This is a genomic window from Micromonospora sp. NBRC 110038, from assembly GCF_020884815.1.
GTDB lineage: Bacteria > Actinomycetota > Actinomycetes > Mycobacteriales > Micromonosporaceae > Micromonospora > Micromonospora haikouensis.
Window position 1 is genome coordinate 637,101 of the sequence record NZ_BBOL01000001.1, and the last position, 21,964, is coordinate 659,064.

A 21,964-nucleotide genomic window follows, 5' to 3' on the forward strand; every position below is an offset into this window, starting at 1 on the left:
CAGGGGCGGGGCGCGGGACTGCGGATCAGCTCGGAGCCTGCGGGCGGCAGCCGCAGACCGGCAGGTGCCGGACCAGCCGGCCACAGGTCGACGGCAACCTGCGCGTACGCCTCGTCCAGCCCGGACAGGTCCAGGACGCCCCCGCTGAACCTGACGCCGTCGAGGGAGATGCCGCCGCCCGGGAATCGCGCGCCGTCGAAGGAGACCGTTCCGGCGGCGAATGTGCAACGGTCGAATGACAGCCGGCAGGCGATCGTCGCGTCGGCGAAGGTGACCGTGCACCCCCGGTGAAGGTCGCCCCGGTGAAGTCGCCACCGTCGAGGACGGCTCCGGTGAAGTCGAAGTCGTGCCCGCGCCAACTGCGCGGGTCGTCCTCGGGAATGTGCAGGTTGTCGCGGATGATCCGGATGATCGTGAGCCGGACCTGCCGCTCCTGCCTCGGGTTCCGCGCGACGGGCCCGTCGTCCGGTGCGATCCGCGCGGACCCGGCCGGTGCCGCCGACGCCGTCCTCCCGTGGGTGTCGTCTCCCGACGGAGGGACGTAGGGCTGGCGCAGATAGGTGCAGAGCACGTCGATGCAGCCCTGCCGGGCCTCGGGCGCGTCGTTGGCCAGCGCAGCGTACGCATACACCCCAGCGACCCGCACAGAGGCGTCGGGCGCGCCCAGCAGCCCCGCCGCCTGGCAGAAGCGTTCGAGCAACAGCTTGGCGTCCTCGCGGTGCGCCTCCACCTCGTTGAGGCGCTGCCGCCGGTAGGCGACGGTCAGCGCCACGACGGCCCCGATGCCCGCCACGATCGTGAGCACGGTCTTTACCGCCTCGAGCGCCTCCTGCATGCTCCACACCGTCGGTGCCGGCGCACCGACCGGCGGCGACCCCGGGGCGGTGCCGATGGTCGGCTGCCCCAGCACCTGCCACAGCAGCGCCCCTGCGGCCACGGCCACGGCGAACGTCAGGCCCAGCAGCAGCGTCACCTGCAGCAGCAGCGGCATCCTCGGGGTGCCGGGGCGGCGACCCAGGACCATTGCCACGGCCATCTTCCGGTGTCGGCCGCCCGCTGCCGCCGCGGCGAGCACCAGCAGCACCAACGGCAGCCAGAACCGGCCCACCCAATGGCCGGCGAGGACCGCGACATCCGACCACCACCGCGGCGTCAGCGAGACGACGGCGGCAGCCGCCAGGGCCACCGCCAACGCGGTACGCACACGGGACCGGCGCGGAAAGCCCCGCGCCGCCCGGCTCACCTGCAACGGCTCGCCCATCGCCTCACATCCTTTTCGCACCGCGCTACCGACATCGGTCCGTCGGCCCGGCCTACTTCTCGAAGACGGCGAGGACGTTGAGCCCCGGCCCGGACTTCAGCGTGCCGACGATCCGTAGCCCGTGCTGGTTGCCGCGACGGATCATCGAGTACGCGAAGATGCCCGTCTCGAATTCGCCGCGACCCCGCAGGGACAGCTGGAGCGCCCGGTCGCCGGAATGGACGCGGTAGTCCACCCAGCGGGTCGCCCCGCCGTCGCCGATGCCGCGTTCGAGCACGTTCATCGCGGAGATGGGGCGGTAGTTGTCCGAGAACCAGCGCCAGTATTCGCGCTTCGCCTCGTGCTGCTCGGTCGCCGGGTAGGGCGGTGGCAGCGAGCGGACGGTCCTGGAGACCTCGGCCGTCAGCTCCTCGAAGACCGTCACCACCTTTCCGCTCGTCAGCTCCGCGGCCAGCGGAATGATCGCCTGCCGGGCCGGCAGGTCGAAGAAGACGAGCGCCCGGGGGCTGTCCGTGACGTAGGCGTCGTCGAGGTCGTCCAGCCACGTCTCGTCCCGGGCGAATCGCACCCTGCCGGGCAGGTGCGCCGCGTAGTGCAGGGCGAGTTGGACGAGTTGGCGGTGCGGATTGTTGATGCGCTGGAGTTCGATCGTGCCCGAATCCTCGGACTGCTTCGACTTCTCGCTGCCCCGGGCCCCCTCCAGGGTGAGGTGGGCGTCCAGGAAGGGAAAGATCGTCGTGAGCAGGGCCCTGGTGCCGACGCGGGCCCCCAGCTTGCCGCTGGTGCTGGTCCTGGCCAGGTGGATGTCTCTCGTGGAGATCGAGAGCTTGCCCTCCTCGTGTTCCGGCATGACCACCGCGTCGTAGAAGGCCGACACCTGTGCGCGGTCGATGAACAGCGGGGCGTCGGCGAGCCAGGACAGCGGGATTTCCGGCGCGGAGTCACGACTCGGCTGATCGTGCATCTCTCCTCCTCGGGTGCGGCCCTGCTGCGCCTCGCCCCTCGCAGGCTAAGCCGTGCCGTCCACCATGGAGGGTGTTCCCGCCCGGATGCCCGCGCGACGGGTCGCCGCACCGTAGGGGCCGCGCCCGTAATCGGGGTGTGAATATGCAACATCTCGCCGAATTTCGTCGAACGTGCTCGGGTGACGCACAAATAATTGCGGGAATTTTTGTGTCGGCCGTTGTTTCCGGGCCCTGCTTATTGCTTTCATTGGCCCGGCAGGGGCGCTGATCCTGCCCATTGCCGCCATTCCGGCGGCATATCCATCGAGCCAGGGGAGGCGCTGTCGTGGGCGCATTCATCCGTGTTCCGTCCGGGGCGGTCCGGCGGTGAGCCGGCGCTTCGTGGCGCATCTGCCCTTCATCGCACCCGACCTGCCGGCCGCCCGGCAGTTCGCCGGCACGCTGGCGCGGTCGCTCGCCTTCCTCACCGAGGTCGACCAGGGCGAGACCACCGTGTCGGCCGAGGACGACCAGGGCGCACGCCACCGGGTCTTCTGCGACCGGCCGCTCGACTCCGGCCGCCGCTGCGTCCGCCGCACCGAGCACGACGGCGACTGCTCGTGGCGGTCGCGCCGGTGACCGGGGCGCCGACCGTGATCGGCTGTCCCGACTGCGACGGGCTGACCTTCCGGCTCGCGGCGTGCCGGTGCGCGCGGCCCGACGACTGCGCCCGGCCCGACAAGGACCCGCGCGCCGGGGCGGGTGGGGCCCGGCAGGCGGACCCGGCCTGCGCCATCTGCCAGGGGGCCGGCAGCATCGCCGTGGGTTGCTCCGACTGCCGTCTGCTCGGCCGGCGGCGCGCGCAGTTCGGGCTGACCGTGGCCAACCTGGACACCGGCGCGGTCGCCTCCCACCGGCTCGTGCCGGGCGCGCTGACCCCCCACCTCGATCCGGCGGGTGGCTGGGTGGTCGAGCTGGCTCCCCTGGTACGCGAGCTGGCCGCCACCATCGGCGTCGCGGTGGGCGGCCCCGAGCCGCTGCCGATCCTGCTGCCGCCGGCCTGGCGGCCCGAGCTGCCCGCCCAGCGGCGGCACGAGCTGGAGGCGCTCGCTCTCGTCCGGCACGACCACCAGCCCTGGCGGGTGCTGCTCGGCCGGTCGGCCCCACCGCCGGCCGTCGATCCGGGGGCCCGGCTGGCCCGGCTCTGCGCCCTGGCCGACCTGCTCCTGCTCGACCTGGTGATCGAGGTGCGCCGCGCACCGGGCTCGTTCTGCTGGGACGTCCGCTACGAGCTGCCCGGCTCGCCCGTACCCGAGGAGGTCGCCGGCTGGGACGACGGCGGTGGCCTGCGGGCGGCGCTGGCCCGCACCGACGTGGGCCGGGCCCTCGACGGGCTCGGCGTCCGGGGCCGGCACGCCCCGGCCCACCTGCTGCGGGCCGACCCCGCCCACCGGCTGCCCGCCGACCTGCCCGGCCCGGCGGGCCGCGCCGGGCTGCCGGGACAACCCGGGGCGGCTGGCGGCGTCGACCTCGACCAGCTCGACCGCCGGCTCTTCGCCGGCTGCCTCGACCTGACCACCGGTGCCGAGCTGCGCGGGGCGCAGGCGATCTGGCGCGACGGCCGGTGGTGGCACACCGGCCTTCAGCCCGGCGACCCGGCCGAGACGCTGGTCGAGGAGGCGACCGGCCAGGCGCTGCGGCGGGCACACGAGCCGCTGCACCGGGCCGTCGAGCCGCCCGACCCGTCCTGGTGGGGCGAGCCGATCCCGTGGCGGCCCTGCCCGGACTACGGCGGCGGCCACCGGATCCACCAGGCGGCCGTGGTCACCCTGACCGATCTGCGGCACCGGGTGATCCACCTGACCTGGCACGCCGGCACCCCGGAGCCGACCACGCCGGCCGGCGCCCGGCCCGGCGGGCGGCCCGTGGTGCGGCTGCCCGGCCGCTACCGGCTGGCGGCCTGGGCCGAGGTCCTCGGTGCCCGACCGGAGGACCTCACCGAGGTCGACGGGGGCTTCGAGGTCTCGCCGGAGCTGTGCGGCGGGTACGTCACGCTGCCCTGGCCCGGCGCCGATCCGGTGGCCGAGCACATCGCCGCCGCCGGCCCCGGCCTGCCCGCCGGCCGGCTGATCGTGGCGGCGGCACCGGCCCAGGCCCCACCGCTGGCCGAGCTGATCCGGCTCGCCCTCGGCCTGGACCTGGCCTGCGTGGTCGGCCTCTGGGACCTGCGGCACCTCCATGCCGCCGACCCGGTGCAGCTCGGCGGGCTGCGCTGGTCGGTGGAGCTGACGGCGCTCGCCGAGCCACCGGACCCGGCGGGCCAACCGTGCCTGCCCACGGTGGGCGCGGCCGTCGCATACTGCCTCGAATACCTGGAGAACGCCCTCGCCGCCGCCGTCCCCACGGAGCCGGAGCAGCCGGTGCCGGCCCCGCACTCCCCGGCCGCGACCCCGCACGACCCGGTGGCCGACCCGGTGCCGGCGCTGGAGCGCCTCGCCGCCGGGCACGCCGGGCAGGTGGTCACCGTCCGGTTCACCCGGGCCGGCTGCGCCGTGCGCCGGCACGACGGCGATCGGGTACGCCTGCTCGCCGAGGCGGCCGACCTGCCCGCCGCCCTGTGCGCCCTCCGGCTCGGGTGATCAGGCCACGGCTGGCGGCGGCCAGCCCGTCCCGCCGTGCCGGTCGAAGACCAGGCGCAGCTCCGTCCGCCCGCGCTGAAGGGTCCGCAGCAGGGCGGCCGGGCTCACCTCCGACGGCAGGGGCAGGTCGGTGACCAGCTCGCGGAGGCCGAAGTCCCTCGCCAGCCAGGCGGCGAGCGCCCGTCGGTGTCGGGCCTTGTTCGTGTCCGGCGGCAGCGCCCACACGTCCGTCTCGTACTCCGTGTCGTCCCGGCCCACCCCGGCCAGCAGCCCAGACCGGCGAATGAGGCAGGGGTAGCAGTAGCCACAGTCGGTCAAGGGACTGCCGGTGCGGCTCTCCGGCCGTTGGCCACAACTCACGGTCCGCATCAGCGAGGGGAGGGGAAGCCCGGCCTCCCAGGCCCGACGGCACACCTCACCCTTGGTCTCCGACAGCAGCGGGTTGGCCACCCGGACCGTCCCGCCGACAGCGGCGATCAACCGGTTGACCAGGTGCAGCGTGCGGGGATGCACCGAGCGCGTCGAGCCCGAAGCCACCCGGCCGGCCGTCAGTGGCGGGTTCACCGCCAACTGCCCGTTCTCCGGGACCGCCAGCTCGCCGAGATGGTGCGCGGCGGCCACGTAGACGGCGGTGGCCAGGAAGAGCAGCCCCCGGGAGCGGGAATGCTTTCCAACGTCGCCCCTTCGCGCGTGATCTGTTGCAGCACCGAGAGGTGCGCCACCGGGCGACTGCCCAGCCGCCGCACAGCGTCGAAGACCTCATCCTGACGGGGCTTGAGGGCCGGGTCGTAGTAGGAGACCAAGAGCAGCGGACCGCCCCGGACCCCGACCCGTTCCGCCGCGTGCGCGGTGGAGTCCAGGCCGCCGGAGAAGAGGGCGACCTCCTCGGCCGGGGCACCGCCGAACAGGACCTGCGGGACGCTCTGGCACCCGGCCGCGCCACCGTGCAGGCGCAGGCGCCACCGATCGGCCGTGAGCAGCTCCAGCAGGTCGGCGAGGATGGGCTCGGCCCGGTCGCGCCACCGGTCCACCTCGACAAGCTGGACGGTGAGGTCGATGCTTCGAGTCCAGCCGTCCGGGGCGTCCCGCCGCGGTGACAGCTTGTCCGCGAGATAGACCGCCCTGGCGATCCGCAGGAGATCCTGCGCCCAGGGCGGCGGGATATCCCCGCCGGTCAGGGCCTGTTCAAAGGTCTCCCTGGCAGCCCGGAACCGCCAGTCGCCCACGGGGGCCGACCCGACGCGGTCATGGCGGCTGGTGGGGTAGTGGTAGGCGTAGTGGCCGGCGGTCACGGCTGCTCCTCCCGCAGGCCGAGGGCATGCTCCACCGTCGCGTTCAGCAACTCGTGCGCGGTCTCGGTCAGCAGGCCGGGGCGCGGTTCCCGACCGCCGGCCTCGGCACAGGGATCCGGCAGAACGGCGATCACCTGACGGGTGACGGCTCCGGCGACCAGGCCGGTGGGGTCGACCGGGAGCGCGAACGGTACGACCGCCAGCGGCAGACTCTCGGAGATCACGGTGCGGACGAACTCGCCCACGAACTCGCCGAAGAAGAAGCGGTAGACGTCGCAGAAGACCTCCCCGGTGAGGCGGACCGGCAGGCCGTCGCCGGCCGGTGCCGTCGCCGGTGCGGCCTCCGCCAGCAGCCGCTCGGCGGCACTGCGGGCGGCGCGGCGGGCGACGGCGTCACCGATCAGCCCGCCCCCGCCGCCGACGGCGACGACGAACCGGGTGACGAACTCGTCCTCGCGTTGCCGGGCGGTGGTGCCGGACGGGGCGGTGAACAGGCCGGACCTGCCGTCCTGCAGCTCACCGAGGACGCCCACCAGGTTCTCGCCCGCCCGCAGCGCCGCCCGCCGCAGACCGGACATCTCCGGGTCGTCGCACAGCGAGCGGGACAGCGCCGCCCGGAGGCGCTCCGCCAGCCGCTCGGCCTTCTCCTCCTGCTCGGCGGTGGGCTCGGGTGCCGGCGGTCGCCCCGGATCGGGCGGGGCCTTCGACCAGCCGCGCCACCGCGTGAACTCACTGACCGCCGACCAGGGGTCGGCGCGGGGCCTCGGCAACGCGGTGGACGTGCCCATTTCCCCACCTCGCAGACTCAGGCGGTTGTCGATCAGAGTCTATGGATACTGATCGTCATCCTCCATGTTCTCTCGGTGGTTGGACGGGGGGATGGGGCGTGCTGTCCGGAAGCTGACTCACGTCGGTGGCGTAGGCTGTCCACTCTGCACGGTCTCGCGATTCGCTTGCACAGCAAGGGCGCTGGCCTGCGTTTCCTCGGTCGTTTCGGCCACAGTGGCCGGTCCCTTGGGGTGGACGTTCCGGGTGAACGGCCCAGATAGCCGCCAACCGGCCCGGTTACCGGCAAACGCATCAATGGGTAGCGTGTCGGGCACCCTGGGGAGGCTTTGGAGGCACACCGGTGACGCTGCTGCGCGACCTGATCGACATCCCGATGTCCGTCGGTGAGGGTGACTTCGTGGTCAAGGCGGCCGAGGGCGCGGACCTGGACCACTACGTCGTCACCGACCAGCTCCGGGACAACTTCACCGAGGCGCTGAAGCGGATCGGCCACGCCATCACCACCGGCCGCTCGCAGGCGATGTTCCTGCACGGCTCGTTCGGCTCCGGCAAGTCGCACTTCATGGCCGTGCTGCGCGAGATCCTCGGCCACAACCCGAGGGCCCGGGGCATCCCGGGGCTGGCGGGCCCCGTCGTCGCCGCCGATCCGTGGCTGCCCGGCCGCAGATTCCTCACCCTCACCCTGCACATGCTCGACGCGCGCTCCGTGGAACAGGCGATCCTGGAGGGCTACCTGCGCCACGTCACCGCCGCCCACCCGGATGCGCCCGTGCCCGCCGTACACCGGTCGGACGCGCTGCTGACCGACGCGGCCGGCCTGCGTCAGGCGATGGGCGACGACACGTTCTTCGCGGCGCTGCGCGGCGGTGCCGCCGCGCCGGGCGCGGGCGGCGGCCTGGCCGCGCTGCGGGCCGGCAGAGAGGGCTGGACCCCCCAGCGGTACGCCGAGGCCGCCGCGCAGCCGCCCGGCACGAAGGACCGGGACGCGCTGGTCAGCGCGCTCACCCAGGCGTTCTTCAGCGGCGCGGTGCACAGCGCGGAATACCTCGACCTCGACACGGGACTCGCCGTCATCACCCGGCACGCGAAGACCCTCGGGTACGACTCGATCGTGCTCTTCCTCGACGAGTTGATCCTCTGGCTCTCCGGCCGGCTCGCCGACTACACCTTCGTCAACACCGAGGGCGCCAAGCTCAACAAGCTGGTCGAGTCCGCCGACGCCGCCCGGCCGCTGCCGCTGGTGTCCTTCGTGGCCCGGCAGCGCAACCTGGAGGACTTCCTAGGCCCGCAGGTCGGCGGCACCGAGCGGGAGGCCCTCGCGCAGGTCATGCGCAGCCTGCAGGGGCGGTTCGGGGAGATCGTGCTCGCCGACACCAACCTGCCCGAGATCACCGAGAAGCGGCTGCTCAAGCCCAACGACGACGCGGCCAGGGCGACCATCGACAACGCCTTCGCCGCCGTGCGGCACAACCGCGAGGTGTGGGACACCCTGCTGCTCGGCGCGCAGTACGGCGACGCCGGCATCGGCTCCGACGCCACCGCCTTCCGCCAGCTCTACCCCTTCTCGCCGGCCCTCGTGGCGACCCTCGTCGCGCTGTCCCAGGCGCTGCAGCGCGAGCGGACCGCCCTAAAGGTGATGACCGAGCTGCTGGTCGACCGGCGGGAGAGCCTGCGCGTCAACGACCTGATCGGGGTCGCCGCCCTGTTCGACCCGCTGGTGCTGCACGGCGAGCTGCCCGACCGGCCGAAGCTGCGTCAGCAGTTCGACGCCGCCCGCACGCTCTACCTGCGCAAGCTGCGCCCGATCCTGCTCACCCTCAACGGCATCGACGAGGACCGGGCCGCCACGCACACCCAGTTCCAACTCGACGACAAGCTGGTCAAGACGATCCTGCTCGGCGCGCTGGTGCCCGAGGTGCCGGCCCTGCACAACCTGACCGCCGCGAAGCTGCACGCGCTGAACTTCGGCTCCATCGCCTCCCCGATCCCCGGCTACGAGAACACCATGGTGCTCAACCGGCTGCGCAAGATCGAGCAGGACGCGGGCGAGCTGCACCTGACCGACGACCACGACCCGGTGGTGTCGCTGAAGCTGCACACCGTCGACTTCGACAAGCTGCTCGACCTGGTGCCCCACAACGAGACCTCGGCCGGGGTGCGGCAGCAGCTTCTCCGCGAGCTGATCAGCGCCGAGATGGGCCTCGCCGGCAGCGAGGGCAGCCACGGCGAGCTGCAGCAGCCCCGCGACTGGCGGGGGCGGCGGCACGTCGTGCAGGTCAAGTTCGGCAACGTACGCGACCCCGACACCATGCCCGTCGCCGCCCTGCTCGCCCCCGGCGAGTCCTGGCGGATCGTCATCGACTACCCGTTCGACCCGCAGGACTACCCGCGCAGCGCCGACCGGGCCCGTATCGAGGAGCTGCCCCGGGGCTCCAACACCGTGTTCTGGCTGCCGCTGTATCTCACCGACGACATGATGGGCCGGGTCGCCCAGCTTGCGAAGATCAACTATCTGCTCGGGGTCGGTGGCGCGGGGGAGCGCCTCAACACCCTCGCCGCCGACTGGCCCAAGGCCGACCGGCAGCAGGGCCGCGTCTACCTGCTGCAACGGCAGACCCAGCTCCGCGACGGCCTGATCACCGCGCTCAAGCAGGCGTACGGGGCCGCCAACCCGCAGCCCTCAGACGTGCACGACGACACCGTCGGGGTGCTGCACACCCTCGCCGAGGGGTTGCGCATCGGCGACCCCCGGGGCGGCACCCTCGCCGACGCGTTCCGCAACCTCACCGCCGAGCTGCTGGAATGGTCGTACCCGGGCACCCCGGCCCTGCCGGTGGACGAGAAGCCCCTCACCCGCGGCGACCTGACCAGGGTCTTGGAGTACGCCAAGCGGGCGGCCGCCGACCCCACCCACGGCGTCTCGGTCGACTCGCCCGCCGACCAGAAGGTGCTCCGCCGCATCTGCAACCCGCTGCAGCTCGGCGAGCTGGTCGACCACCGGTACGTGCTCACGATGAGCACCTGCTGGTGGAGCCGGCACCTGCTGCAGGAGGCGGCCAAGGAGGACTACCGCGACCACTTCCCCGTGCACAGGCTGCGGGAGTGGCTCGACGTGCCGAAGCGGCGCGGCTTCGACCGGGACCTGCAGAACCTGATCATCGCGGTGTTCGCGTTCGAACAGCAGCTCAGCTGGTACGAACATGGCGGCCGGATCACCGTCGCCGCCGTCAACGGCGTGGAGGACCGCTTCGAACTGCGCCAGCCCGACCTGCCGTCCGACGAGGCGTGGAAGGCGGCCGTGCGGTTCGGGGAGCCCTTCTTCGGGGTGGTGCTGCCCCGGTTCCGCAACCCGGCCAACCTCGCCCCCCTCGCCAGCGAACTGCGGCGCGTCGCGACGACGTACGCCGCGCTCGCCCGGGAACTCGTGACGAAACTTGAGGAACACGCCGAACTCCTCGGCCTCGACCCGGCTGCCCAGACCGGTCGGCTCGCCACCGCGCGGCGGGTCGCCGACCTGCTCGCCCAGCTCAGGGACGAACGGGACGACGTCGTCGCCGTCGGCCTGGCCGCCGAGGGCGAGGCACGCCTCGGCGGCCTGGACGGCCAGGCCGCGAGCAGCGTCTACAGGCAGGCCCAGCGGCTCGCCTCGGCGCTGGACGCCGCGCAGTGGCCGCTGATCGGCGCGGTGCGGCGACGGACGGCCACCGACGACCGGGCGCGCGTCATCATCGAGCAGTTGCACGCCGCCGCCCGCGCCGAGCAGCACGGCTCCGACCTGGCCAAGGCGCTGCGGGAGGCGGTGGGAGCCGCCGCCGCCCTGCTGGCCGAGGCCGAGCCGAAGCCGCCCATCGTCCCCCCGCTGCCGCCGGTCGTCGACCCGCTGCCGCCCGTGGCGGACCCGGAACCGCCGGTCGTCGACCCGGTCACCCCGCCGCCCGCCGCCCGCCGGGCGACCATCGGCGACGCCGAGGAGCTGGACCGGCTCGTCGGGGAGCTGCGCGTCGAGGTCACCGCCGGTCGTCGGGTCACCGTCACCTGGCACGCCGAGGAGCCGGAGCGCCGGCCGTGAGCCTCACCCGGGCCGCCGTCCGTCCGGCCGCCGTGCGGCGCAAGGTCGAGTCGTGGCTCGCCGAACGCGACGACACCGTCGCCATCGTCCTGCACGCCCGTCCCGAGTGGACCCACGAGCCGATCCTCACCGTCGGCGGGACTCCGGTGCGCGTCGTGCCCTGCCCGACGCCGATCGCGGCGCGCGCCGCGCTGGCCGACCGGGCCGCGCACGAGAAGCTCGTCCTGCTGACCGACCTCACCGACATGGAGCTGGGCGACGGCCTGCTGGCCCACGTCAGCATGCAGAAGGGCCGCAGCGTCGACCCCTGGGACCTGGTCACCCAGGTGTTCGGCGGCCAGGTGCGACTCGACTCCACCCTCGTACGCACCGGCCGCTGGGTCGCCGACGCCCTCACCGACCTCGCCCCGGCACAGGGCTGGGCCCCGCCCACCGGCCTCATCCTCACCCGCGACCACGCGCTGCGGCACCTCGCCGGGGCCGTCCTCTGCCTCGACCCCGACGAGCTGGACGGTGCCGGGCTCCTCCAGTGGAGCACCGACGCCCCCGCCCAACTGCGCTACGGCGACCTGCCTACCGACTGGGCCGAGGGGATCGCCGCATTCCTCGCCGAGGTCGCCGGGCCGGTCGCCTCGCCGGTCCTCGCCGCCGCGCGGGCCGGGCACGGCGTGGACGCCATCCCGCTCGGGCTGCTCGCCGAGGTGCTCTGGCCCCGGGGCGCCGGCCAGGGAGCCGACGTGGAGCTGGTGATCGCCCGGACCCGGCTCGAACCGCGCTTCGGCGGGAACCGGCTGACCGAGGCGCAGGCCGTCGCCTTCGGGGAGGCAGCCGAGGCGTGGATCTACCGGGCCCTCGACGGCGAGCCCGCCGCCCGCCACGACGCGCGCCGGATGCTGCGCCGCGCGGAGGTGATCGCCCAGGAGGTGGACGTCGCCGGTCGGCTCGCCGCCTCGGCCCTGCTGCCGGCCGGGTTCACCCAGCGGATGCGGGCGTTCGGGGCCGCGGTGCGGCTGGCCGTCCCCGGGGCGGCGTCCGGCACCGGGGACGCGGCGCGCCTCGCCAGCCCGGGTGTCGGGGCGGCCGGGCTCGCCGGTGAGCTGATCGAGCGGGCGCAGGACCGGCTCGCCGACGTCGAGGCACACCGATCGGCCGATCGGTCCCGCGTCGAGACCGCCCGGATGGCCGTGCGGCTGCTGCGCTGGCTGGCCCTGCCCGAAAGGGCCGTCCCCGCCACGATGCTCGACGCGGTGCACCGGCAGGTCCGCGACGACGGGTGGGTCGACCGGGCCCGGCTCGACGTGTTCGCCGGCGACGTCGACCAGCAGGTCGCGCAGGCGTACCGGCTGCTGCACGCCGCCGTCGACGCCCGCCGTGCCCGGCACGACCGCGAGTTCGCCGAGCTGCTGCAGGACATGACCGCCGCCGAACGCGAACCGGGCGCCCTGCTGCGGGTCGAGGACGTCCTGGACCGGGTGGTCCGCCCTGTCCTGGACAACGGGCGGCGGGTCCTGATGCTCGTCCTCGACGGCATGGGCGCCGCTGCGGCGATCGAGATCGCCGAATCCCTCGGCCGCAGCGGCGCCTGGACCGAGCTGACCCCCGACGGCGGCCCGCGCACCGGCGTGCTCGCCGCCCTGCCGACGATAACCCAGGTCAACCGGTGCAGCCTGTTCAGCGGGCGGCTCGCCGTCGGCGACCGGGGTGCCGAGCTGCGGGCGTTCACCACACAGTTCCCCGGCAGCGTCCTGCTGCACAAGGCCGACCTGCGGACCCCGGCCGGCCTCGCCGTCGACCCCGAGGTGGCCGCCGCCATCGGCGAGCCGTCCGTGCCGCTGGTGGCCGCCGTCATCAACACCATCGACGACGCGCTGGACCGCAGCGACCCCGGCACCACCGAGTGGAGCACGGACACGGTCAACGGGCTGCGGGACCTCCTCGCGGTCGCCCAGGACCGGGTTGTGGTGCTGGTCTCCGACCACGGGCACGTCGTCGACCGGGGGACCGAGGCGGTCCTGCGGCCCGCCGACTCCAGCGAGAACCGGTGGCGACCGGCAACGGGCGAGCCCGGTGACGGCGAGTTGCTCTTCAAGGGCAGCCGGGTGGCGCTCGGCGGCGGGGCGATCATCCTGCCCTGGCGGGAGGAACTGCGGTACGGCCCGCGCAAGGCCGGGTACCACGGTGGCGCAGCCCCCGCCGAGGCCGTCATCCCGCTGCTGCTCTTCGCCGCCCACGACGAAGCCGCCGTGCCCGGGTGGACGGGAGCGCCCGTGTCCAGCCCGGAATGGTGGCGGGAACCGCTTCGGCCGGCGGCTGCCGACGCGACCCCGGCCGAGGCGGCCCCGCCCGACGGCAGGCGTACCGGCCGCCGGCCCGCCCGGCCGCCGGTGCAGGACGAGGGCCTGTTCGACCTGCCCGCGCCGACCCCCGTGGTCGAGGCCGCCGCGCCGGCCCCGGTCGACCCCGCGACGGCCCTCGTCGACGCCCTGCTGGCCAGCCCCGTGTACGCCGACCGCCGGGGTACTCGCGCACCCCTGCCCGACGAGCGGGTCGCCGCCATGGTCACCACCCTCGTCGCCGGCAACGGGCGGGCCACCCTGGAGACCCTGGCCACCCGGGCCGGCGTACCCGTGCACCGGGTCTCCGGCACGTTCACCGCCCTGCGCCGGCTGCTGCAGGTCGAGGGGTATCCGGTGCTCAGCCTCGACCCGGACGGGCGGACGGCCAAGCTCGACATCGCCCTCATGGTCGAGCAGTTCGGGCTGGAGGTCCCGTGACGGTCGAGGTGAGTGCCCGGCGGCGCAAGGACATCGTCGACGCGCTCCGCCGGGGAGCCGTGCCCGCCAACGGCCTGGACGCCCTCGCCGTCGGACTCGACCGCTTCGCCACGGCCCTGGACGAGGACCTGGACCGGGTGGCCGGCGGCGGCAGCGTGTTCAAGGCCGTGCGGGGCGAGTACGGCGCGGGCAAGACCTTCTTCACCCGATGGCTCGGCGAGCGGGCGAAACGCCGCGGCTTCGCAGTGGCGGAGGTGCAGGTCTCCGAGCTGGAGACGCCGCTGCACCGAATGGAGACGGTCTACCGCCGGCTGGTCGAGCAACTGACCACCGAGCAGTTCGCGCCGAGCGCGCTGCGACCCGTACTCGACGGTTGGATCTTCGCTCTTGAGGAGGACGTGCTGGCCGCCGGCGCGGTCGCCGAGGCCGACGCGGACGGCCTCGACCGGGCGGTCGGGGAGCTGCTGGAGCGCCGGCTCGCGGACATCTCCCGCAGCACCCCCGGCTTCGCGGCGGCGCTGCGCGGCTACCGGGCCGCCATCGCCTCGGGCGACCACGTGACCGCCGGCGGGCTGGCCGCCTGGCTCGGCGGCCAACCGCACGTCGCGGCCACGTCACGACGTGCCGCCGGGGTGAAGGGCGACCTCGACCACTTCGGGGCGCTCAGCTTCCTGCAGGGCCTGCTGACGGTGCTGCGGGACAGCGGCCACCCGGGCCTGCTCCTGGTCCTCGACGAGGTGGAGACCCTGCAACGGGTACGGTCGGACGCCCGCGACAAGGCCCTCAACGCGCTGCGGCAGCTCGTCGACGACATCTACGCCGGGCGCTTCCCCGGCCTGTTCCTGCTGATCACCGGCACCCCGGCGTTCTTCGACGGCCAGCAGGGCGTGCAACGGCTCGCGCCGCTGGCGCAGCGCCTCGCCACCGGCTTCGGGCCGGAGCCGCGCTGGGACAACCCGCGCGCCACCCAGCTCCGCCTTCCCGGCTTCACCGAGGCCGCCCTGGTCCAGCTCGGCATGCGGGTGCGCGACATCTACGGCAGCGCCCGGGTGAGCGAGGTCGTCGACGACGCCTACCTCGGGGAACTCGCCCGCGCCGTCGCCGGCCGGCTGGGCGGCCAGGTCGGGGTCGCCCCCCGCGTCTACCTCAAGAAGCTGGTTGCCGACGTCTTCGACCGCGTGGACCAGTTCGTCGACTGGCACCCCCGGGAGCACTACGCGCTGACGCTGCGCTCCGACGAGCTGACGGAGGTCGAGCGCAACGCCGCGTCGGCCGACGACGTCGACCTGACCCTGTGAGCGACGAGGCGGCGCTCGACCCGGTGCTGCTGCACCACGTCGTCAACAGCCTCGGCTGGCCCGAGCTGCGCCCGCTGCAACGGGACGCGATCGGGCCGCTGCTCGACGGCGACGACGCGCTGCTGCTCGCTCCGACGGCGGGCGGGAAGACCGAGGCGGCCATGTTCCCGCTGCTGTCCCGAATGGCGCGGGACGGCTGGACCGGCACCTCGGTGCTCTATCTGTGCCCGCTCAAGGCCCTGCTCAACAACCTGCACCCCCGCATCGAGCGGTACGCCGCCTGGTTGGGGCGCACGGCGGCCCTGTGGCACGGCGACGTGCACACCGCCGCGCGGCGGGCCGTGCTGTGGCAGCGCCCCGACATCCTGCTCACCACCCCCGAATCCCTCGAGGCGATGCTGGTGAGCGTCAACGTCGACCACCGTGGCTTCCTCGCCGGGCTGCGGGCGGTGGTGGTCGACGAGGTGCACGCCTTCGCGGGGGACGACCGCGGTTGGCACCTGCTCGCGGTGCTGGAGCGGCTGGCCCGGGTGGCCGGGCGACCACTGCAACGGGTCGGGCTCTCGGCCACCGTCGGCAACCCGGAGGAACTGCTGACCTGGCTGAGAGGGGCGGCGACGGACAGGAGGCCGGGGCGGGTCGTCGCCCCCGACGTGCCCGCCGCTATCGGCCCCTCCGACGTCACCGGCCCGCCGGCCGGTGACGTCGAACTCGACTACGTCGGGTCGCTGTTCAACGCCGCGAAGGTGATCGCCGCCCTGCACGCGGGGGAGAAGCGGCTGGTCTTCTGCGAGTCCCGACAGACCGTCGAGGAACTCGGCCAACTGCTGCGGGAACGGGGGGTGAGCACTTTCCTGTCGCACGCCTCGCTCTCCGCCGACGAGCGACGCCGCTCCGAGCAGGCGTTCGCCGAGGCCAGGGACTGCGTCATCGTCTCCACCAGCACCCTGGAGCTGGGCATCGACGTGGGCGACCTGGACCGGGTGGTGCAGATCGACGCGCCCGCCACGGTGGCGTCGTTCCTGCAGCGGCTGGGCCGCACCGGCCGCCGCCCGGGCAGCGCCCGCAACTGCCTGTTCCTCTGCCGTACGGGGCAGGAACTGGTCCGGGCGGCGGCGCTGCTGTCGCTCTGGGGACGCGGCTGGGTGGAGCCGGTCGTCCCGCCGCCCGACCCCCGGCACATCGTCGCCCAGCAGGTGCTCGCGCTCTGCCTGCAGGAACACCGGGTCGGCGACCGCCTCTGGACGCAGGCGTGGAACGGCCTGCCGCCCTTCGGGCCGGGGGCCGAGCCGATCGTCCGGCACCTTGTCGACCACGGCTACCTCGACAGCGACGGTGGGCTGCTGTTCATCGGGCCGGAGGCGGAACGGCGGTTCGGCCGGCGGCACTTCATGGACATGACCGCTGTGTTCACCGGCCCGCCGGAGTTCACCGTGCTGCACGGCCGCCAGGAACTCGGCCGGGTCGACCCGAGCCTGCTCACCGAGGAGGTACGAGGCGACCGGCGGCTGCTGCTCGGCGGGCGCAGCTGGCGGGTCACGTACATCGACTGGCGTCGGCGGCGCTGCTTCGTGGAACCGGTCGACGACGGCGGCCGGGCGCGGTGGACGTCCCTGGGCTGGGTGGGCTGGAGCCACCCGCTGACCCGGGCGATGCGGGGCGTCCTGCTGGGCGACGATCCGCCCGTACGGCTGACCGGGAGGGCAACGGACCGGCTGGCAGCCGAACGCGCCGACCGCTCGGCAGTGGTGCACCCGGGCGGCAGCCTCGTCGTCCGGGCCGAGAACGGCGACCTGACCTGGTGGACGTGGGCCGGGCTGCGGGCGAACGCGACCCTGGCCGCGACGCTCAGCGAGGTCGTCGACCCGATGCAGCGGTATGACGACTACATGATCCGGCTCCGCGCGGACCTGGACCGGTCGCAGTGGCGCTCGCTGGTGGCCGACGCGGGGCAGCGGATCTGCCTGCCCGAGGTCAACGCACGGGCCCTCGCCGGGCTGAAGTTCGGCGTCGCGCTGCCGGAACGCCTGGCCCGCGCGACCCTCGCCGCGCGCCTCGCCGATCTACCCGGGGCGGCGGCGGTCCTGGCGGAACCGGTCCGCTTCGTCGCTCTGCCCGACTGATCCCGGCCTGTCTCCCATTCCTTCGCACGGCTCTGGCCGACCTTGGACAGTTGCTGTTCGTCACTTGCAGCAACTGTCCAAGGTCCGGTAGTCGCGGCGGGCCCAGGCACCCGGGCCTGCCCGGGGACCGGCCGCAGGGCGGTGAGAAGGGGCCCCGCTAGACGCCAGGCGTCAACAAGGGCCCCTCCTTTCACCTCACTCAGGAACGCGGCGGTACGCGCCGTCGCTGGCCGACGTGGCCATCGACGCGTACGCGCGCAGCGCCGCCGACACCGGGCGCTGCCGGTCGGCCGGCGTGTACGGCTTGGCGCGCTTCTCCTGCGCGATCCGCCGCGCCTCCAGCACGTCCGCGGGCACGTTCAGCTCGATGGACCGGCCCGGGATGTCGATGACGATCTCGTCGCCGGGCTCGACCAGGGCGATCAGGCCGCCGGAGGCCGCCTCGGGGGAGACGTGCCCGATGGACAGCCCCGAGGTGCCGCCGGAGAACCGGCCGTCGGTGAGCAGCGCGCAGGAGCGGCCCAGCCCTCGCCCCTTGAGGAACGAGGTGGGGTAGAGCATCTCCTGCATGCCGGGGCCGCCCTTCGGGCCCTCGTAGCGGATCACCACCACGTCGCCGGCGACGATCTCCTTGGCCAGGATCGCCGTGACGGCGTCGTCCTGCGACTCGTAGACCTTGGCCGGGCCGCGGAAGGTCAGGCACTCCTCGGGCACGCCGGCGGTCTTCACCACGCACCCGTCCGGGGCGAGGTTGCCGTGCAGGATGGCCAGCCCACCGTCGGCGCTGTACGCGTGCTCGCGGTCCCGCACGCAGCCACCGGCCGCGTCGGTGTCCAGCGTCGACCAGCGGTTGGTGGTGGAGAACGGCTCGGTGGTGCGCACCCCGCCGGGGGCGGCGTGGAACAGCTCGATCGCCTCCGGGGTGGCGGAGCCGCCGCGGACGTCCCAGTCGGCGAGCCACTGCGCGAGCGAGGGGGAGTGCACGGCGTGCACGTCGCGGTGCAGCAGCCCGGCGCGGTCCAGCTCGCCGAGGATGGCGGGGATGCCGCCGGCGCGGTGCACGTCCTCCATGTGGTAGTTCGGGGAGTTCGGCGCGACCTTGGCCAGGCAGGGCACCCGGCGGGAGACGGCGTCGATGTCGGCGACGGAGAAGTCCAGCTCGGCCTCTCTCGCGGCGGCGAGCAAATGCAGGATCGTGTTGGTGGACCCGCCCATGGCCACGTCGAGGGCGATGGCGTTCTCGAACGCGGCCCGGCTGGCGATCTGCCGGGGCAGCACGGAGGCGTCGTCGCCGTCGTACCACCGCTTGGCGATCTCCACGACGGTGCGCCCGGCCTCGACGAACAGCGACCGGCGGGCGGCGTGGGTGGCCAGCGTCGAGCCGTTGCCGGGCAGGGCCAGGCCGATGGCCTCGGTGAGGCAGTTCATCGAGTTGGCGGTGAACATGCCGGAGCAGGAGCCGCACGTCGGGCAGGCGGACCGCTCGATCTCGCCGAGCTGGTCGTCGGTGACCGCCTCGTTGGACGAGGCGATCATGGCGTCGATCAGGTCGATCTTGGAGTGGACGATGCCCTCGATCGCCACCGTCTTGCCGGCCTCCATCGGGCCGCCGGAGACGAAGACGGTGGGGATGTCGAGCCGCAGCGCGGCCAGCAGCATGCCCGGGGTGATCTTGTCGCAGTTGGAGATGCAGACCAGCGCGTCGGCGCAGTGCGCGTTGACCATGTACTCGACGGCGTCGGCGATCAGCTCGCGGCTGGGCAGCGAGTAGAGCATGCCGCCGTGGCCCATGGCGATGCCGTCGTCCACGGCGATGGTGTTGAACTCGCGGCCGACCCCGCCGGCCTCCGCGACCGCGTCGGCGACGAGGCCGCCGAGGTCCTTGAGGTGTACGTGGCCGGGGACGAACTGGGTGAAACTGTTGGCGATGGCGACGATCGGCTTGCCGAAGTCGTCGTCGGTCATCCCGGTGGCCCGCCAGAGGGCCCGGGCGCCGGCCATCGTCCGACCGTGGGTGGAGGTCCTCGACCGCAGCTCAGGCATGGGTACCAGTCTTGCACCGCCGGACGGGCCGCCGCCGGGGCGCGGCCCCGTGTCCCAACAGATGCACACCCGGCCCCCCACGGACAGCGGGCATCCGGCACAGTTGGGAGCGTGCACTTCCCCCCGGGCATGATCGCCGTCGTGGTGCTGAGCGGGCTCGTCGCCGCCGGCGCGACCGCCCTGTTGGTCGCCTCCGCCCGGCGGGGCGGCCGCCAGTGCGGGCGGGCCGCCGGGCTGGTCGCCGTGGCGGGGGGCTTCGCGGTGGCCGGCCTCGCGGTCGGGCTGGCCGTGGCGCTGACCGGCGAACACCTGGCCCACCGGCAGGGGCAGCGCACCGGCTGGGCCACCCTGGTCTCCGCCGGGGTCGCGGCGAGCGCGCTCGCTTTCGGCGCGGGCCTGCTGCGGCTGCCCGGCGCGGGGGTGACCCGCGCGGCGACGGCCCGCCTGGTCCTCGACAGCGTGACCATGGCCACCGCGCTCTGGTTCGTGGGCTGGGTGCTCTTCTCCGAGCCGACCCGGCTGCTCGGCACCGCCACCCCGATGGCCTGCGCGCCGATCCTGCTGGCCACCGTCAGCGTCGCGCTCACCGCCGGGCTCACCCTGATCGTGCTCCTGCGCGCCGCCCGGCCCCGCCGCCGGTTGGCCCTGCTCGGCACCGGGATCACGGCGGTGACCTCCGGCGGGCTCGGCATCGCCGGCGGGCTCTGCCAGGCCGTGCCGGGCATGGTGCTTGCCGGCGCCGCGCTGCTCGCGGCGGGGCTGTTGACCGCCGCGCTGGTCGTGCGCCGGGCCGACCCGCCGGGGCAGCTCGACGTCGACCTGATCGGCTCCGACGGCGCGTACGCCTTCGTCCCGATGGGCGCGATGGCCGCCTCCGCGATGTACCACCTGCTCCAGGGCGGCCGGTTCGACGCGCTGGGCATCGTCGCCGGCAGCCTGGAGGGCTTCGCCCTGGTGGCCCGGCAATACCTGGCCCTGCACGACGTGCGCCGCTACGCGGGCCGGCTGGCCGAGCGGGAGGCGCACTTCCGCGAGCTGGCGCACACCGACCCGCTGACCGGCCTGGCCAACCGGCGGGGGCTGCTGCGCGCCCTGCACCAGGCCACCGGCTCCGGTGACCCGTGCGTGCTGCTCGGGCTGGACCTCGACGGCTTCAAGAACGTCAACGACATGCGCGGGCACGACGTGGGCGACGAGGTGCTGGCGGAGGTGGGCCGGCGGCTGCGCGGCAACCTGCGCCCCGACGACCTGGCCGCCCGGCTCGGCGGGGACGAGTTCGCGGTGCTCGTGCCGGGCCGCCCGGCCGACGCGGGGCGGATCGCCGAGCGGCTGCTCGGGGTGCTCGGCGACCCGTACGACCAGCCGGGCGGGCCGGTCTTCCTGTCGGTGAGCATCGGGGTGGCCGGGCTGCCCGACGAGCCGGACACGGAGCTGCTGCTGCGCCACGCCGACCTGGCCCTGCGCTATGCCAAGCAGCGCGGCAAGAACCGGATCGAGCACTACGACGGCGCGTACGACAAGCTGCTGCGCCGCCGCACGACGCTGGAGCACGAGCTGCGCGGGGCGATCGAACGCGACGAGCTGCGGCTGGTCTTCCAGCCGGTGGCGTCGCTGCCCTCGGTGCGCCCGGTGGGGGCGGAGGCGCTGCTGCGCTGGCACCACCCGGAGCTGGGCCACGTGCGCCCGGACGAGTTCATCCCGCTGGCCGAGGAGTGCGGGATGATCGCCAAGCTCGGCGCGTGGGTGCTGCACCAGGCGTGTTACCAGCTCTCCCGCTGGCTGGCCGACGGGCACGACGTCTGGGTGTCGGTGAACGTCTCGCCCCGGGAACTGCACGCCCCGGAGTACGTGGTGCAGGTCGCCGACGCGCTGCGCGCCCACCACGTGCCGCCGCAGCGGCTGGTGCTGGAGGTCACCGAGCACGCCGTCGCCACCGACCTCGACGAGCTGATCCGGCGGCTGACCGCGCTGCGGCGCACCGGCGTCCGGATCGCCCTCGACGACTTCGGCGCGGGATATTCGTCACTCGGCCAGCTGCGTCGGCTGCCGATCGACATTCTCAAGATCGATCACGGGCTGGTGGCCGAGCACGAGCCGGTCCGTCCGGCCGGCGCGGACGGCCCGCCCTTCGCCCCGATGGTGGACATCGTGATGCGCCTGGGGCACCAGCTGGGGCTGGAGGTGATCGCCGAGGGGGTGACCAACCCCACCGAGCTGGCCGCCGTGGTCGCCGCCGGCTGCCGGTTCGGCCAGGGCGCGCTCTTCGGCTGGGGGGTGCCCGCAGAGCACCTGGAGGCGATGCTGGAGGCCGCGACGTCGCCCGGGGCCCGCCGCTCCCCGGCCCCGACCCCGGTGTCGACACCGGCTGCCCCGCCGGCACCGGTGCGACCGGCGCGCCTGCCCGCACAGCGCGCCGACTGGGACGGGCCCGCGCAACGGGCCGACTGGGAGGGGTCCGCGCAGCTCGCGGCGGGTGCCGGCGGCGCGTCGGGGCAGGACGCGCCGACATCCGTTAACCAAAATGTGGGATCAGTTGACTCATCGCGTGAGATGCGGCAGGCTTGACCGCATGTCGTCGAACCGGTCTCCGCGAGTACTTACCTGAGCGCACTCTCCGTCGTCGAGAGTGCGCTGGCCCCGTGCATGTCTGCACGAGGGCCGTTTTTATTGCCATCGGACCCATCGCATCGGGGCGGGCACCCGCCCGCGTCGCACGCCTGCAGAGCACCAGC

General features: G+C 74.0%; 13 protein-coding genes. 7 read left to right on the forward strand and 6 right to left on the reverse strand.

What is annotated here, in order from left to right; genetic code table 11:
- Positions 1 to 25: 25 nt before the first annotated feature.
- Both LPU61_RS02705 and LPU61_RS02710 read right to left on the reverse strand, forming a co-directional pair.
- Positions 26 to 1,261: a hypothetical protein gene (locus LPU61_RS02705; RefSeq protein WP_229403986.1), complete on the reverse strand. Its 1,236-nt coding sequence runs from the start codon at positions 1,259 to 1,261 to the stop codon at positions 26 to 28.
- A gap of 52 nt (positions 1,262 to 1,313) precedes the next feature.
- Positions 1,314 to 2,225 (reverse strand): hypothetical protein, encoded by a 912-nt coding sequence (locus tag LPU61_RS02710; RefSeq protein WP_229403988.1) that lies wholly within the window; start codon positions 2,223 to 2,225, stop codon positions 1,314 to 1,316.
- Between the two features lie 367 nt (positions 2,226 to 2,592).
- On the opposite strand from LPU61_RS02710, the gene LPU61_RS02715 reads away from it, so the two are divergent.
- Positions 2,593 to 2,844, forward strand: a complete 252-nt coding sequence (locus tag LPU61_RS02715) for a hypothetical protein (protein ID WP_229403990.1) — start codon at positions 2,593 to 2,595, stop codon at positions 2,842 to 2,844.
- Positions 2,841 to 4,844, forward strand: a complete 2,004-nt coding sequence (locus LPU61_RS02720) for a hypothetical protein (protein WP_229403992.1) — start codon at positions 2,841 to 2,843, stop codon at positions 4,842 to 4,844. The genes LPU61_RS02715 and LPU61_RS02720 overlap by 4 nt, the downstream gene beginning before the upstream one ends.
- Here the strand turns inward: LPU61_RS02720 and LPU61_RS02725 are convergent, their stop codons facing one another.
- The 3 genes from LPU61_RS02725 to LPU61_RS02735 are packed head-to-tail and all read right to left on the reverse strand — an operon-like array spanning position 4,845 to position 6,924.
- Complete coding sequence (locus LPU61_RS02725) at positions 4,845 to 5,408, reverse strand: 7-cyano-7-deazaguanine synthase (RefSeq protein WP_229403993.1); 564 nt, start codon at positions 5,406 to 5,408, stop codon at positions 4,845 to 4,847.
- Positions 5,405 to 6,136, reverse strand: a complete 732-nt coding sequence (locus tag LPU61_RS02730; RefSeq protein ID WP_229403995.1) for a hypothetical protein — start codon at positions 6,134 to 6,136, stop codon at positions 5,405 to 5,407. Before LPU61_RS02730 ends, LPU61_RS02725 begins: the two co-directional genes overlap by 4 nt.
- Positions 6,133 to 6,924: a hypothetical protein gene (locus LPU61_RS02735; RefSeq protein ID WP_229403997.1), complete on the reverse strand. Its 792-nt coding sequence runs from the start codon at positions 6,922 to 6,924 to the stop codon at positions 6,133 to 6,135. Before LPU61_RS02735 ends, LPU61_RS02730 begins: the two co-directional genes overlap by 4 nt.
- 341 nt (positions 6,925 to 7,265) lie before the next feature.
- On the opposite strand from LPU61_RS02735, the gene LPU61_RS02740 reads away from it, so the two are divergent.
- The 4 genes from LPU61_RS02740 to LPU61_RS02755 are packed head-to-tail and all read left to right on the forward strand — an operon-like array spanning position 7,266 to position 17,189.
- Positions 7,266 to 10,994, forward strand: a complete 3,729-nt coding sequence (locus LPU61_RS02740) for a phage resistance protein (RefSeq protein ID WP_229403999.1) — start codon at positions 7,266 to 7,268, stop codon at positions 10,992 to 10,994.
- Positions 10,991 to 13,768, forward strand: a complete 2,778-nt coding sequence (pglZ, locus tag LPU61_RS02745; RefSeq protein ID WP_229404001.1) for a BREX-2 system phosphatase PglZ — start codon at positions 10,991 to 10,993, stop codon at positions 13,766 to 13,768. Before LPU61_RS02740 ends, pglZ begins: the two co-directional genes overlap by 4 nt.
- Positions 13,765 to 15,066 carry a BREX system ATP-binding protein BrxD gene (gene brxD, locus LPU61_RS02750; protein WP_229404003.1) on the forward strand — a complete coding sequence of 434 codons (1,302 nt, stop codon included), beginning with the start codon at positions 13,765 to 13,767 and terminating at the stop codon, positions 15,064 to 15,066. Before pglZ ends, brxD begins: the two co-directional genes overlap by 4 nt.
- Positions 15,063 to 17,189: a DEAD/DEAH box helicase gene (locus LPU61_RS02755; protein WP_229404005.1), complete on the forward strand. Its 2,127-nt coding sequence runs from the start codon at positions 15,063 to 15,065 to the stop codon at positions 17,187 to 17,189. Before brxD ends, LPU61_RS02755 begins: the two co-directional genes overlap by 4 nt.
- A 195-nt stretch (positions 17,190 to 17,384) precedes the next feature.
- Here LPU61_RS02755 and ilvD read toward each other — a convergent pair whose 3' ends face one another.
- Positions 17,385 to 19,232 carry a dihydroxy-acid dehydratase gene (gene ilvD, locus LPU61_RS02760; protein ID WP_229404007.1) on the reverse strand — a complete coding sequence of 616 codons (1,848 nt, stop codon included), beginning with the start codon at positions 19,230 to 19,232 and terminating at the stop codon, positions 17,385 to 17,387.
- A 129-nt stretch (positions 19,233 to 19,361) separates the two neighbouring features.
- Between ilvD and LPU61_RS02765 the strand changes: the two genes are divergently transcribed.
- Positions 19,362 to 21,797, forward strand: a complete 2,436-nt coding sequence (locus LPU61_RS02765; protein WP_374199615.1) for a putative bifunctional diguanylate cyclase/phosphodiesterase — start codon at positions 19,362 to 19,364, stop codon at positions 21,795 to 21,797.
- Positions 21,798 to 21,964: the final 167 nt, after the last annotated feature.